The organism is Hydrogenophaga sp. (assembly GCF_026125825.1).
GTDB lineage: Bacteria > Pseudomonadota > Gammaproteobacteria > Burkholderiales > Burkholderiaceae_C > Hydrogenophaga.
Map to the genome: position 1 here is coordinate 1 of NZ_JAHCKK010000054.1, position 13,720 is coordinate 13,720.

The following is a 13,720-nucleotide window of genomic DNA, read 5'->3' on the forward strand; positions in this document are numbered from 1 at the left end:
GCGCGTCCGCCTTCAGCCCGTGGGACGGCGAACGCCACGGGCAGGTGGCTGCGGCCCAGATGTCCAAGGCCTACCTCGGCCAGCTCTCGGCGCAACTGCACACCCTCAAGTCCGGCTACAGCGAAAACCTCGCCGACCCGGCCTCGGCCCCGCAGCGAGAGCCAGAGCTCGCCTCGGCCCGCCAAAGCCTCAAGGCCCTGTGGGGCCAACGCACCCAGGCTACCGCCGCCGCCATCGACGCGCAGCTGCAGTACCAGGGCCACGGTGCGGCGCGGCAGGCTTTCCGCATCCGCGGCATCGACGCGGCGGCCCTCTCGCAAGGCGCGCGCGAAGTGCTCAGCATCGGCCTGCCGTCCAACCTGGCGGGCCCGCTCACAGTCACCATCGACCCCGAACAAGGCGTGAGCCGCAACCTGCGCCGGCTCGACCACGCCCTGGCCACGGCCGACGTGCGCGTGCACGCCGACGAGCGGGGCGAACCCGTGTTCAACGCACCCCAGGCCACCTGGGACAAGGTGCAGGACCGCATCACCATCAAAGGCGAGGGGCACCGGTTCGCCGATGGCGTGCCGCAGCGCGTGCGCACCCACACCGAAGCGCCGGCCCTGCCTTCGTCCCTCTACGAGCAGGCACCCGTGGAGCCGCAGGACATCCGCGGTGCCTTGCAGCGCGTGATCCACGCGCTGGACCGCGTGGGCCTCACGCAGGCCCAGGTCGCCGGCGCCCTGGCGCTGGCCTCGGCCCAGACGCGTGCCGCGTCGGCCGAGATCCCGGCCGAATCGGTGGAGCGCGCGGCCCAGGCCTTCCTGGCGCGCACTCAATCCATGCGCTTCGAGACCTATGCCGACGTGGCGCCGGCCCTGGCGGGCGTGAACCGCGCACGGGTCATGGCGCTGATGGGCAGCGGCGGCTTCCAGGCGAGTTGAGGTACAGTCTTTCCCGCTCACGAAAAAGGTGGGTCGGGCGTGAGAACCCGGAATCCCTTTGCGGCCAGAAGGCCGCTGTACACCGCTAGGACAGCGGCCTTCATCATTCCTGCTCGCTTTTGGCGGCTCGAATGGGAGGTCGTAAGACCTGCCGTTTCTTCGCAAGGGGATTCACGGTTCTCACCCCGTTCGGGCCGCCGCCATTCCGTCACGTGGCGGCGGCTGTTCCTCAACGAACAGGGAAGGCACCGCATGCCGCGACTGCAGCACAAGCAACAGAAACTCGTCGTTTTGTTCGACGCCGAAAACGTTTCGCACCACCTCGTCCCACCGATCCTGCTGCGTGCCGCCTGCTACGGCGCGCTCCTCGTGAAGCGCGCCTACGCCGACTGGTCGCGGCCGGCCATGCACCGCTTCAAGAACGTGCTGCTGCACAACGCGATCGAGCCGGTGCAACTCTTTCCGTACGCCAAGGGCAAGAACGCCGCTGACATCCTGCTCTGCCTGGAGGCCATGGCATTGGCGAACACGGGCCAGTACGACGGTGTGTGCCTGGCGTCGTCGGACAGCGATCTCACGCCGCTGGCCTATTGCATCCGCCGCGAGGGCTTGCGGGTGTACGGCTTCGGCGCGCGCCAGACCCCCAGGGCGTTCGTGGCGGCGTGCAGCCGCTTCATCTACACCGAGTCCATGGGGCGTTGAACGCGGCTTCCTCGCGCCATCGAACGGCCGCCCGCCAACGCCGCCGGTGGGGGGCGCCAGGCGAGCTCGGACCGAGTGCCGGTGGGCAAATCGGTTCTGGGCCTACTCAAGGGCGTCATGGTGGGGTGCGATCGTGGGCGCACAGGGAAAGGTTGGCCGCACGAACGGTGACCGGTTGTCCACACAAGCGCCCGCCAGGTATTCGGCGTACACAAGGTCTTGCGCATGCATCGCCAGACCTTCGGGCAGGGTCGGCCGCACCACGGGCCGCTCGGCCACGGCGACCTTCATGAACGCCGTCCAGACCGGCAAGGCCAAGGAGCCCCCGGTGGCCCGTCTGCCCAGGCTGCGCGGCTGGTCGTAGCCCATCCACACCACCGAAGCGACGCCGCCCGCATAACCGGCGAACCAGGCATCGCGTGCGTCGTTGGACGTGCCCGTCTTGCCGGCCACGTCGTCGCGAGCCAGGGCCAGGGCGCGCCGCCCGGTCCCGTGGCGCACCACGTCGCGCAGGAGGCTGTCCATCACGAGGGCATTGCGTGCCGGGATCACCCGTGTGCGCTCGGCCGTGGCTTCATACAACACCCGGCCATGGCGCTCGCCGACTCTCTCGATCAGCCGTGGCTGCACCCAGTGCCCGCCGTTGGCGAACACCGCATAGGCCTGCGTGAGTTGCAGCGGTGTGGCCGTGCCCGCGCCCAGCGCCAGGGGCAGCCCGGCCGGATTGTTGGCGGGCGCGAAGCCAAAGCGCGCCGCGAATTGGCTCACGTGCTCGACGCCGGCCGCTTCCATCAGGTTCACCGCCACCAGGTTCTTTGAGCGCACCAGGCCGCGCCTTGCGTCGATGAAGCCCTCGTACTGGTTGCCATAGTTGCGCGGGCTCCAGGCCTTTCGCCCACGGGCGGCGGGCGTGACCACGCGCGGCGTGTCGTCGACCAGGGTGCCGGGGAAGTAGCCCTTCTCCAGCGCAGCCGAGAACACGAAGGGCTTGAAGGTGGAGCCGGGTTGGCGCTGCGCCTGCACCGCATGGTCGAACTGGTTGAGGGCGAAGTCGAAGCCGCCGGTGAGCGCGAGAATCTCGCCGGTGTGGACATCCATCGACACCAGGGCGCCTTCCATGCCGGGCAAAGGCGCGCGACCCTTGCGCCCACCGCCGCCGTGCCCCGCCTGCGCCGCCACAAGGCCTGCGCGCAGTTCGCGCGTGGCCGCGCGCTGGGTGGCCACGTCGATGGTGGTGGTGACATCGAGCCCGAGCGAGTAGGCATCCTCGCCAAAGCGGTCCACCACCCTCTGGCGCGCCTGCTCCACGGCAAAGGCGGCGTCGGTGCGCAGTCCGCTGCGGTGGACGCGCAGCCTGAGCGTTTCGGCCAGCGCGGCCTGCAACTGCCGTGCATCCAGATGGCCCAATGCGTGCATGCGCTCAAGAATGTGGCGCTGGCGCTGCGTGGCCCGCTCCGGGTTGACCACCGGGTTGTAGGCCGAGGGGGCTTTGGGCAGCCCGGCCAGCATGGCTGCTTCGGCCACGGTGATCTGGTCCAGCGTCTTGTCGAAATAGACCGAGGCCGCTGCCGCGAAGCCATAGGCGCGCTCGCCGAGGTAGACCTGGTTCATGTACAGCTCCAGCAATTTGTCCTTGCTGTAGACCGACTCCAGCCTGTAGGCCAGCAGGACCTCCGTGAGCTTGCGCGCATAGGTCTTCTCGCGGCTGAGAAAAAAGACGCGGGCGACCTGCATCGTGATGGTGCTGCCGCCCTGGGTGCGCCCACCGGCGCGCAGGTTGCTGAGCGCCGCGCGCAACAGGCCGCCCACGTCCACCGCGCCGTGCTCATAGAAGTTGGCATCCTCGATGGCCAGCAGCGCCTGCCGCAGCACGAGCGGGATGCGCTCGAGCGCCACCAGCTCACGGCGCTCCTGCCCATATTCAGCGAGCAGCGTGCCATCGCGCGCGTAGATGCGCAGCGGCAGCTTGGGGTCGTGGTCGGCGAGATGGTTGACCGAAGGCAATTGCTGCCAAAGGGTGTGCAGCAGGTAGGCGCCACCGAGGCTTGCGCCGATGGCCGCACCGAGCACGGCACCGAGCATGGTGCGCCTCACGCGGTGCGGTTTCGGGGTGGGAGAGGAAAGGGCGCGCAAGGTGGCGGCGCGATCGCGATGAGGGTGTGACACAGGAGAGGGTCCCGAGTAGGGCGGCCACGCTGGAACGCGTGCCCGGTGGCGCCTCTCCCCCTGTCCTTTTACCTGAGAGTTTCGGCCGCCAGACGCGGCCTGCCCCTTCGGTGGACCCATGCACGCAGACCGTGCGGCGGGCCTCTCTCCAGTCGGCGATGTTCTCCTGCGGTCCTGTGTACCTGAGCGATGATGGGAGCTTGCGCCTTCGGTGGGGGCTGGTGGCCCCACTCTCCCGCAGAGAAGGGCCGATTATGGACGACCTCGCCGCAGGGCCACCGCTGAGGCCTCCACCCAGGCGCCGATCTTGCCCGGCCCAGAAGGGCTGGTCCCCGAGCGGTCTTCTGCCCCGGGCGACGAGGCCATACGAAAGTCCAGTCTTCTATGAATCAGGCGAATGAAATCCTCATCCTCACCGGCACGCCGGGCGCAGGAAAAACGACCACATCCAAGGCGCTGGCAGCAGCGTCAGGCTCACCCAAGGTGCATCTTCATTGCGACGACTTCTGGCACTTCATCAAGCACGGAGCGATCCCTCCCTTTCTGGACGCGGCGCACCAACAAAATGACACGGTCGTGAAGGTGCTGGCCCAGGCGGCGCAGGGCTATGCGCAGGGCGGCTACTTTGTGATCGTGGACGGCGTCGTGGGACCATGGTTTCTGGACGCCTTCACGGGTCTTTCGGTGCGCGTTCACTACATCGTGCTTCAGATCGACGTCGAAAGCGCCATCGCACGCTGCCAGGCTCGCGGCGGCGACACGCTGACCGACGCGAAGGTCATCGCATCCCTGCATCACCAGTTGTCGTCTCTTGGGGTGCTGAGCAAGCATGCACTGGACGTGCGGGGCCTGTCGCCAGAACGCACATTGGCTGCCGTGGTGGGCGCCGTTGAAAGCGGCCTGTTTCTTCTGAAGGCCTGAGCGTCGCGCGATGGCCCAAAAATAATTTGTCGTCCGCATTTAAGCCGGCGCTGCGCCAGGTCGCTCTGTAGGGGTGAGGTCGTCGATATCCGGCGCCCCGACCGATCAAGGAGTACCCACCATGTTGAGCCTGCACACCAACTACGCTTCGCTGAGCACCCAGAACGCCCTGGGCGCCACGCAGAAGACCCTGACGACCTCCATGTCCCGCCTGGGCACGGGTTTCCGCATCAACTCCGCCATGGACGATGCCGCCGGCCTGCAGATCGCCACCCGCATGAACGCCCAGTCGCGCGGCATGGCCGTGGCGATGCGCAACACGCAGAACGGCATCTCGATGATGCAGACGGCCGAAGGCGCGTTCAAGGAAATGACGAACATCGTCACCCGCATGAAGGACCTCGCCACGGAAGCAGCCAACGGTTCGGCCACCCAGGAAGACCGCGACGCGCTGCAGTCGGAGTTCGACCAGCTCGGCGAAGAACTCGGCAACATCATGACGAACAGCTCGTTCGCCGGTGAAGCGCTGTTCAGCAAGGACGGCACGGCAGGCAAGCTCGGCGCGGCCGCCGTGACGTTCCAGATCGGCGCGACGACCGCTGAAACGATGGACGTGGACGTGACCACCGCCCTGGGCGACCTGGGCACCGACCTCGACGCTGTGGTGGCTTCGTACACCGCCGGCGTGACCGCTGGCACCCCCGGCACCGAAATCGCCACCGCCGCCGCGGCCAACACCGCCATCGACGACCTGGCCGACGTGCTCGACTCCATCGGTGCCGTGCGCGCCCAGCTGGGTGCTTCGTCCAACCGCCTGGAAAGCGTCTACAACAACCTGGGCAACCAGCGCACCCAGACCGACGCCTCCAAGGGCCGCATCATGGACGTGGACTACGCCGCTGAAACGGCCAACATGACCAAGAACCAGATGCTGATGCAGGCCAGCACCTCGATGCTCAAGCAGTCGTCGAGCATGTCGCAGCTGGTCATGTCGCTGATGCAGTAAAGCGGCGACTTCGGCCGCCCCGGCGGCGGCCCGAGACGACCCAGCCAGCCGGTGACTCGGCTGGCTTTTTTTTATTTCACGCGCAGGGCGCCTGAGCCTGGGTGGGTGGACGGAGGCCTCCATGAACATCGAACGCGTCACCGCCGCGAGCCTCGCGCCGCAGCGCCAGCCTGCCCGCGAGGGGGCGCCGCGGCCGGCCGTGGGGGAGCACATCGCCCTGCGCTACGAAGGGCGGGACGAGCATGGCGTGACGCTGCGGCGCGATCGCGGCGCCACGCTGCGACTGCCCCCGCAGGCCGCCTGGGCCCAGGGGCTTTCGGTGGGCGACACCGTGTGGATGCGCGTGCTGGCGACGGAGCCTTCGCTCGAACTGGAGTTCATCGCACCGCGCCCCGGCGCGCCGGGCGCGCCCGCTTCGCCCGACGAACTGCCCGCGATGCGCCTGGACCAGGCGGCGCTGAAGGCGTACCAGTGGAAGCTGCCTTCGGCTGCCGAGCTGGCCGCTGCGTGGCGCGTGATCCTCACATCCCGCCACATGGACGTGGGCCTGCAAGGGCTGGCTTTGCTGGAGCGTGCGCCGCTGGTGCTGCCCGGCCCGCACATGGCGCCGGGTGCGCCGCCGCCCGAACCGGGCGAAGCCCAGCACTGGAGCTTTCACCTGTACGCCTGGGGCGGCATGAGCGTGGCGCTGCGGGTGGCGGCCGCGCCGCTGTGGGAGCGCCGCAAGCCGCGGCCACGGGAGGAGGGCTCTGGCGGGCTGGAGGTGGCCCTGACCCTGCCGCACGCGGGCCCGATCACGGTGCAGCTGATGTGGGTGCGCGGCGGCCTGGCCCTGGCGCTGGTGCCCCGGCAGGCCCAGGTGCTGCCCTTGCTGCGCGAGGCGATGCCGGCGTTGGCCGCGGCCCTGGGCCGCCTGGGCGCGCCGCTGGTGAAGGTGCAGCTGGGCACGCCCCTGGCGCCTTTGCCTGCCGGTGGCCTGAACTACCGGCCCGACCCCGCGTCGTCGCTGTTGCTGCACGCGCTGGCCGAGGTGGTCAGCGGCGTGACGCGGCACTGGCCGGTGCCGCCGGACGCGCCGGCCTGAGCACCGTTCAGCCGAGCGAGCCGACGATGGCAACCTCGCGCTGCTCGGGCACCTCGTTGTAGGACAGCACATGCAGGCCGGGCGCGAACAGCCGGGCGTAGCGCGCCAGCAGGGGCCGCACCTGGGGCATCACCAGCAGCAGCGGCGTGGCCGCCATCTGCTTCATCTGCTCGCGCGCGATGGGCATGTGCGACTGCAGCTGGTTGAGCAGGTTGGGGTCGATGGGGAAGTTGTCCAGCGCCACCTTGCCGGCGCTGCGCGCCTGGTTGAGCGCGCCCAGGAGCAGGTTTTCCAGTTCGCCGCCCATGTTGAAGGCCTTGATTTCGCCAGTCTGGCCGCACAGCGCGCCGACGATCTGGCGGCGCAGCGTGCAGCGCACTTCGGCGGCCAGCAGCAGCGGGTCCTTGGTCTGTTCCACGTTGTCCAGCAAGGTGGTGGCCACGGGCACGATGTCCTTGAGGGAGACGTTTTCGGCCAGCAGCGCGCGGAACACCTTGAGCAGCATGCTGTGGGTGAAGGCTTTGTCCACCGCCGCCGCGAGCTTGGGGGCGAGCGAGGCCAGCCGCTCCATCAGCGCGTTGACGTCGTCGTGCTGGAACAGCTCGCCCAGGTTCTCGCGCATGAGCTTGGTGACGTGCGTGGCGATCACGGTGGGCACGTCCACCACCTGGTAGCCCATGCCCAGGGCGTGCGCCTTGTGCACCGGCTCGATCCAGATCACCGGCATGCGGAAGGACGGGTCGGCGCCGGGGATGCCGTCGATGTCGCCGTACACCTGCGGGCCGGGGATGGCCATGAGGCGGTCGGCGAACACCTCGGCCTGCGCCAGCACCGTGCCGTGCATGAGCACCGTGTAGAAGTTGGGCTTGAGGCCGAGGTCGTCGCGCGCGCCAATGGAGGGCAGCACCACGCCCATGCCTTCGCTCAGGGTCTGGCGCACGCCCTTGAGGCGTTTGGCGAGCACGGCGCCTTGCCCGGGGTCGATCAGGCCCACGAGCTTGTAGCCCACCGACACGGCCATGGGCTCGACCACCGGCAGGCTCTTCCAGTCGATCTCGGGCTGGCTCTCGGTGAGCAGGGCCACCTGCACCTGGACCGCCGGGTCCGGCGGCGCCACCGCCGCGCGCGCGCCCATGCGCCAGGCCACGTAGCCGAGCACGCCGGCGAAGGCGAAGAAGATGAAGGTGGGCATGCCCGGGATCGCGCCGAGCAGGGCCATCAGGCCGGCCGCGCCGTAGAGCACGCCCGGCGAGGCCAGCAGCTGGCCGGTGATCTGCTTCTCGATGTCGCCCGACTCGCTGGCGCGCGTGACGATGATGGCGGCTGCGGCGGAGAGCAGCAGCGCCGGGATCTGCGCGACCAGGCCGTCGCCGATGGTCAGCAGCGCGTACAGCTTGAACGACTCGCCCAGCGAGAGGTCGTGCATGAAGCTGCCGATGAGCACGCCGCCGATGAGGTTGATCAGCAGGATCAGGATGCCGGCGATGGCATCGCCCTTGACGAACTTGGAGGCGCCGTCCATGGCGCCGTAGAAGTCGGCTTCGCCGGCCACTTCCTTGCGGCGCGCCTGCGCGCCTTCCTGGTTGATGAGGCCGGCGTTGAGGTCGGCGTCGATGGCCATCTGCTTGCCGGGCAGGGCGTCGAGCGTGAAGCGCGCCGACACTTCCGAGATGCGCTCGGCGCCTTTGGTGACCACCAGGAAGTTGATGATCATCAGGATCACGAACACCACCAGGCCGACGACGAAGTTGCCGCCGATGACCACGTGGCCGAAGGCCTCGACGACCTGGCCGGCCGCGTCCGTGCCTTCGTGGCCGTTGAGCAGCACCACCCGCGTCGAGGCCACGTTGAGCATCAGGCGCAGCAGCGTGGCGCCCAGGATGACGGTGGGGAAGATGGAGAAGTCCAGCGGCCGGCGGCTGTTGACCGCGACCAGGATCACGATCAGCGAGAGCACGATGTTGAACGTGAAGAGCACGTCCAGCAGCAGCGGCGGCAATGGCAGGATCACCATCGTCAGCATCGCCAGCAGGAAGAGGGGCGCGGCGTAGCGCATGCGCTGCAGGTCGGACCAGAGTGACTTGAGGACGTTCATGGCGGGCTTCGGGTCAGGTCAGGTGGGCGGGCACGTGGAGGTCGGCGGGGAGCGCGGGCTGGGCCTTGCGGCCGCCCTCGCGGTAGGCGCGCAGCTGCAGGACGTAGCGCAGCACGAGCGCGACGGCCTGGTACAGCGCGGCCGGTATCTGCTGTTTGACCTGGCTGGTGTTGTAGATGGCGCGCGCCAGCGGCGGCAGCTCCAGCACCTCCACCTGGTGCTCGGTGGCCAGGGCGCGGATGTAGAGCGCGAGCTCGTCCACGCCCTTGGCGATCACATAGGGCGCTTCGGCTTTCTGGGTGTCGTACTTGAGCGCCACCGCGTAGTGGGTGGGGTTGACGATCACCACGTCGGCGGTGGGCACGATCTTGCGCACGCTGCGCTTGGCGATCTGCTGCTGCAGCTGGCGGATGCGCTGGCGCACCTCGGGCCGGCCCTCGCTGGTCTTGTGTTCTTCCTTCAGGTCGCGCTTGCTCATGCGCTGTTCGCGCAGGAAGACGAAGCGCTGCAGCGGCAGGTCGATCAGCGCGAAGACCACGAACACGCTGCACAGGGTGAAGATGCCGGTGATGGCCAGCCCCATGGCCTGCGCCAGCGCTTCGTGCAGCGGCAGGCCCTGCAGCCGCAGGAAGGCCGGGCGCGTGGCGCTCGCGGTGTGCCAGAGCACCGCGCCCAGGCAGGCCGCCTTGGCGGCGGTGGTGGCCCAGTCGATCAGGTGCTTGGGTTTGGTGATGCGGCTGAAGTAGCTCAGCGGGTTCAGGCGCTCCAGCTTGGGCATGAACTGGTCGGTGCTGAGCACCCAGCCGCTGGGAAAGAGCGTGAACGCGGCCACGATGATGGGGATCAGGGCCAGGGGCAGCACCATCTTGCCCACCAGCAGGATCGCCGGCTTGAAGGCGTTGGACCACATGTTGTCCAGTGCGGCCTCGCCGTCGAGCATCACGAAGCCCAGGCCGAAGAGGTGCCTGAAGTCTTCGAGGTAGGAGGGCGCCATGATGACGATGAGCTGCAGGCTGCAGACCAGGCCCACGGCGGTGGCCACGTCTTTGGAGCGGGCGACCTGGCCCTTCTCGCGCGCCTTGCGCAGTTTCTGCGCGCTGGCGTCTTCGGTCTTTTCCCCGGTGTCCTGCTCGGCCATGGCTTACCTCGCCCCCATCATCTGCTCGAGCATGTGCAGCACGCGCGAGGTCAGGCGCACGTACTGCTCGGGGATGTAGCGCACCAGGCCGGAGAGCATGAACAGGCCGAAGACGATGATCAGCGAGAAGCCCAGCGAGAACAGGTTGAAGGCCGGTGCGATGCGGTTGAGCAGGCCAAAGCCGATCTGCACCACCAGCGCCGAGAACACCACGGGCAGCGCCAGCAGCAGGGCGGCCGAGAAGACCCAGGCCACCTGCAGCGGCAGCATGTCCAGCGCCACCTGCGGGATGCCGCCGCCCACGGGCCACGACTTGAAGCTCGATCCCATCACGCCGTTGAAGACGAGGTGGCCTTCGACGGCGAAGAAGACCAGGATGCTCATGACGTAGAGCAGGGTGGAGACGACGTCGGAGGACACGCCGCTCATGGGGTCGTTCATGACCGCCATGGACAGGCCCATCTGCGACGAGGCCATGAAGCCCAGCAGGGTGAAGACGGCCATGATGAGCTGGAACGACAGGCCGATGATCAGGCCGATGACCACCTGCTCGATGGTGGTGAGGATGCCGAGCATCGAGAAGGGCGTGATCGGCATCGGGGGCTGCGCCACCGGCAGCAGCACCACGGCCAGCGCCAGCGCCAGCAGCACGCGCACGGTGACGGGCACCATGTTCTCGCCCACCACCGGCATGAACGAGAGCATGGCCAGCAGCCGCACGAAGGGCCACCACATCGCCAGCAGCGTGGCCAGCAGTTGCCCGAAGACCGGCTCCATGGGGCTCACGTCAGATCGCCAGCTGCGCGGCGCGTTCGAAGATGGCGATGCAGTAGTCCATGAGCTTGCTCGCCAGCCACTGGCCCATGAAGATGATGGCCAGCAGCGTCACGATGAGGCGGGGCAGGAAGCTCAGCGTCTGTTCGTTGATCTGCGTGGCGGCCTGGAACAGGCTCACCACCACGCCCACGACCAGGCTGGGCCCGATGAGCAGGGTGACCAGCACCACCACCAGCTTGAGGCATTCGGCGACCAGTTCGACGGCGATCTCGGGCGTCATGGCGAGGGCCGTTCAGATGGCGCGCACGCTGGTCACCAGCGTGTTGACCGTCAGCGTCCAGCCGTCGACGAGCACGAACAGCAGCAGCTTCAGGGGCAGGGAGATCACCAGGGGCGAGAGCATCATCATGCCCATGGCCATCAGCACCGAGGAGACCACCAGGTCGATGACCAGGAAGGGGATGAACAGCATGCACCCGATCATGAAAGCGGTCTTGAGTTCGCTCAGGACGAAGGCGGCAAGCTTGACGGTGAAGGGGTGCTGCGCGGGATCGGTGACGGCCGGGGCGCCTGCCAGCGTGGCGATCTGTTCGAGCGCGGGTTTGCTGGTCTGCGCCAGCATGAAGCGCGAGAGCGGCGCCTCGGCGTGTTTCAGCGCCTGGGCCAGGGTGATCTTGCCCTCGTCGTAGGGCTGCAGGGCGTCGGTCCAGATGCGCTCGCCCACCGGCCGCATGACCAGCAGGGTGAGGATGAGCGCGATGCCGGTGATGATGCGGTTGGGCAGGCCTTGCTGCAGGCCCAGCGCCTGGCGCAGCAGCGAGAGCACGATGACGAAGCGGGTGAAGCTGGTCATCATGAGCATCATGGCCGGGAGCAGTCCCAGCAGCGTCATGATGATCAGGATCTGCGTGCGCACCGTGTAGTCGGTGGTGCCGCCGCTGGTGTTGCTGCTGAAGATCTGCAGCCCCTGGCCTCCCGCCGGCGCCTGGGCCTGGGCCAGCGCGTCGGTGCTGGCCAGCGCGAGCAGCGCGGTCAGCGTGGCAGCGCCCAGCAGCAGGGCGCCGGGTCGGGAGGTGCCTGGCCTCATGCGGCCAGGCTGTCCAGGTTCAGGTCGGAGATCTCGACCACTTTGAGGCCGTAGTTTTCGCCGGAGATCACCACCACGGCCTTGCCGATGGACACGCCGTTGACCTTGATGGTCAGCGGCTCGCCGGCCAGCGCGTCGAGTTCGACCACGCTGTCGGTGCTCAGGTGCGCCAGGTCTTCCAGGGAGACCCGGGTCGAGCCCAGCTCCAGCGTGAGGGTGACCGGGATCTTGCGCATGAGGCTGCCCATGCCCAGCCGTGCGGCGGCGGGGGCCTCGAAGGCCACCGCTTGTGCCTCGGCTGGCTCGGCCGGGGCGTCCATGTAGGTCAGCAGTTCGTCGATGCCGCCGGTGGTGTCGGCTGGGCTGGGCGCGGTGAGGTTTTCCATGGCGGTTCAGACTTCTTGGAGGGAGGTGAGACAGAGCTTGCCGCCGTGCTCGACGACGCTGGCCTTGAACACCGGGCTGTCCTGGATGCGCACGGTGGCCAGGCCGAGGTCAACCGGCAGCACGCTGCCGGGCCGCAGCGCCATCACATCGCCCAGCGACAGCGGCTTCTCCAGCAGCCTCACATCGAGCCGCATGGGCAATTGCCGGCGCAGGGTGGTCGGGTCGATCGGCTTTTTCGCGGGTTTGCGCCGTGGCGGGGCCAGGGCGCGCAGCAGCGCCTCCAGGGCGCCGTCTTCCAGCACCCAGTTCAAGCGCCCCAGCGCCTGGCCTTGCGCGTCGAGCAGGTCGCAGCCGAGGAACAGGGCCTGGGCATCGGTGGGGCTGCCAAAGCCGTGGCGTTCGGTGTCGGGCACGGCGGCCGCGGTGTCGGTGGGGCGGTCCTGCAGGCCGCAGAGCAGGCGCGCGCACAGGCATTGCACGAGGCGCTGGCCCACTTGCGCGGCCAGGCGCTGCTCGGTGGCGGTCTCCGAGCGCTGGAGCGTTTCCTGCTCCAGCTGGCTGGCGTTGTTCATGCCCAGGCGGCGCGAGAGCAGCGCGAGGGCGGCCGGTCGGTCGATCGAGAAGCCCAGCCGGCCCGCGCCCGTGTGGAACAGGAACCAGCGCAGCGGCCGGTGCGGATGGACCCGGCGCGAGTGCTCGATGCGCCCGAGCTGGAAGCCTGGCCCGGTGCGCGTGGCAAAGAGGCTGTCCACGGCCACGGCCAGGTCGGCGCGCAGGATCTCGCAGAAGCGGTCGAGCACGTGCACGGGGCGGCCGAGCTCGCAGGTGTCGATCACCGTCATGAGCGCCCCGCGGGCAGGCCCGATGATCTTTGTGGTCGCAGGCATGCGGCTCAGATCGGCAGCTTGATGAGGTCGTCCAGGCCGGAGACGACCTTGTTGCGCACCTGCATCATCATCTGGAAGTTGAGCGAGGCCTCCTGGCTCTTGAGCATGGCGCCCACGAGGTTGTCGCTCTGGCCCGTCTCCACCGCGCTCACCATGGCCTGCGCCTCGTGGCCCTTGTCGTCCACCGAGCGGATCAGGCCGCCGATGTGGTCGGTGAACGAGCGCGCGCCCGGGTCCCCGCCCAGCGGCATGGCCTGGGCGATGTGGGACTCGCCGGCCTTGATCTGCGCAAGGCTGCTCTGGATGTTCAAAAGCATGGAGCTGTTCATGGGCGCGACGTCGTGAGGGCTTGAGGTGGGCAAAGTATCCCGGTGCGAGGGCGCGGACGACCCAGGCCAACAGGCCGAAAACCCGGTGTTGGAGCCTCCCGGCGCGCCAGGGGTGGCGCGTGGTGGGCCGGGAATGAGGCGGAAGGTATGCACCGCTTGCGCGCGGCGGACAACGTCGATTTCTTTCCTCAAGACGCCCGCCCACACGCCGATAG

Annotated in this window: 14 protein-coding genes and 1 riboswitch; of the genes, 5 read left to right on the forward strand and 9 right to left on the reverse strand. The window is 68.5% G+C overall.

The window, feature by feature from the left end:
- Together KIT86_RS16425 and KIT86_RS16430 are read left to right on the forward strand one after the other, a co-directional pair.
- Positions 1–926: hypothetical protein (locus tag KIT86_RS16425; RefSeq protein ID WP_297400277.1), on the forward strand; the 926-nt coding region annotated here is incomplete at its 5' end.
- A gap of 252 nt (positions 927–1,178) precedes the next feature.
- Entirely contained in the window at positions 1,179–1,628 is a 450-nt protein-coding gene (locus tag KIT86_RS16430; protein WP_297400279.1) for an NYN domain-containing protein, read from the forward strand.
- Positions 1,629–1,730: 102 nt separating this feature from the next.
- On the opposite strand, the gene KIT86_RS16435 is transcribed toward KIT86_RS16430, so the two are convergent.
- A complete protein-coding gene (locus KIT86_RS16435) occupies positions 1,731–3,710 on the reverse strand; it encodes a penicillin-binding protein 1A (protein WP_297400330.1) in 1,980 nt (659 codons plus the stop codon).
- A gap of 243 nt (positions 3,711–3,953) precedes the next feature.
- Positions 3,954–4,042: riboswitch (glycine riboswitch) on the reverse strand.
- 136 nt (positions 4,043–4,178) lie between these two features.
- Here KIT86_RS16435 and KIT86_RS16440 point away from each other — a divergent pair.
- The 3 genes from KIT86_RS16440 (at position 4,179) to KIT86_RS16450 (ending at position 6,805) form a co-directional block, all read left to right on the forward strand.
- Positions 4,179–4,715: an AAA family ATPase gene (locus KIT86_RS16440; RefSeq protein WP_297400281.1), complete on the forward strand. Its 537-nt coding sequence runs from the start codon at positions 4,179–4,181 to the stop codon at positions 4,713–4,715.
- A gap of 121 nt (positions 4,716–4,836) precedes the next feature.
- Positions 4,837–5,721 (forward strand): flagellin, encoded by an 885-nt coding sequence (locus KIT86_RS16445; protein ID WP_297400283.1) that lies wholly within the window; start codon positions 4,837–4,839, stop codon positions 5,719–5,721.
- 121 nt (positions 5,722–5,842) lie between these two features.
- Entirely contained in the window at positions 5,843–6,805 is a 963-nt protein-coding gene (locus KIT86_RS16450; protein WP_297400285.1) for a flagellar hook-length control protein FliK, read from the forward strand.
- Between the two features lie 7 nt (positions 6,806–6,812).
- On the opposite strand, the gene KIT86_RS16455 is transcribed toward KIT86_RS16450, so the two are convergent.
- Genes KIT86_RS16455 through KIT86_RS16490 form a run of 8 tightly spaced genes read right to left on the reverse strand, consistent with a single transcriptional unit; the run spans position 6,813 to position 13,493 of the window.
- Positions 6,813–8,900 (reverse strand): flagellar biosynthesis protein FlhA, encoded by a 2,088-nt coding sequence (locus KIT86_RS16455; RefSeq protein ID WP_297400287.1) that lies wholly within the window; start codon positions 8,898–8,900, stop codon positions 6,813–6,815.
- 13 nt (positions 8,901–8,913) lie between these two features.
- A complete protein-coding gene (locus KIT86_RS16460; protein ID WP_297400288.1) occupies positions 8,914–10,038 on the reverse strand; it encodes a flagellar biosynthesis protein FlhB in 1,125 nt (374 codons plus the stop codon).
- 3 nt (positions 10,039–10,041) lie between these two features.
- Positions 10,042–10,815, reverse strand: coding sequence for a flagellar biosynthetic protein FliR (fliR, locus tag KIT86_RS16465; RefSeq protein WP_297400290.1), 774 nt, complete (start codon positions 10,813–10,815; stop codon positions 10,042–10,044).
- Between the two features lie 10 nt (positions 10,816–10,825).
- On the reverse strand, positions 10,826–11,095 hold the full coding sequence (gene fliQ / locus KIT86_RS16470) for a flagellar biosynthesis protein FliQ (RefSeq protein WP_291112544.1): 270 nt from the start codon (positions 11,093–11,095) through the stop codon (positions 10,826–10,828).
- A 12-nt stretch (positions 11,096–11,107) separates the two neighbouring features.
- Complete coding sequence (fliP, locus tag KIT86_RS16475; protein WP_297400292.1) at positions 11,108–11,902, reverse strand: flagellar type III secretion system pore protein FliP; 795 nt, start codon at positions 11,900–11,902, stop codon at positions 11,108–11,110.
- The gene (locus KIT86_RS16480; RefSeq protein WP_297400294.1) at positions 11,899–12,288 is read right to left on the reverse strand and encodes a FliM/FliN family flagellar motor switch protein; all 390 of its coding nucleotides are present in this window, start codon (positions 12,286–12,288) and stop codon (positions 11,899–11,901) included. Before KIT86_RS16480 ends, fliP begins: the two co-directional genes overlap by 4 nt.
- Before the next feature lie 6 nt (positions 12,289–12,294).
- Entirely contained in the window at positions 12,295–13,176 is an 882-nt protein-coding gene (locus tag KIT86_RS16485; RefSeq protein WP_297400296.1) for a FliM/FliN family flagellar motor C-terminal domain-containing protein, read from the reverse strand.
- Positions 13,177–13,181: 5 nt separating this feature from the next.
- Positions 13,182–13,493, reverse strand: coding sequence for a flagellar hook-basal body complex protein FliE (locus KIT86_RS16490; RefSeq protein ID WP_297400298.1), 312 nt, complete (start codon positions 13,491–13,493; stop codon positions 13,182–13,184).
- Between the last annotated feature and the right edge of the window lie 227 nt (positions 13,494–13,720).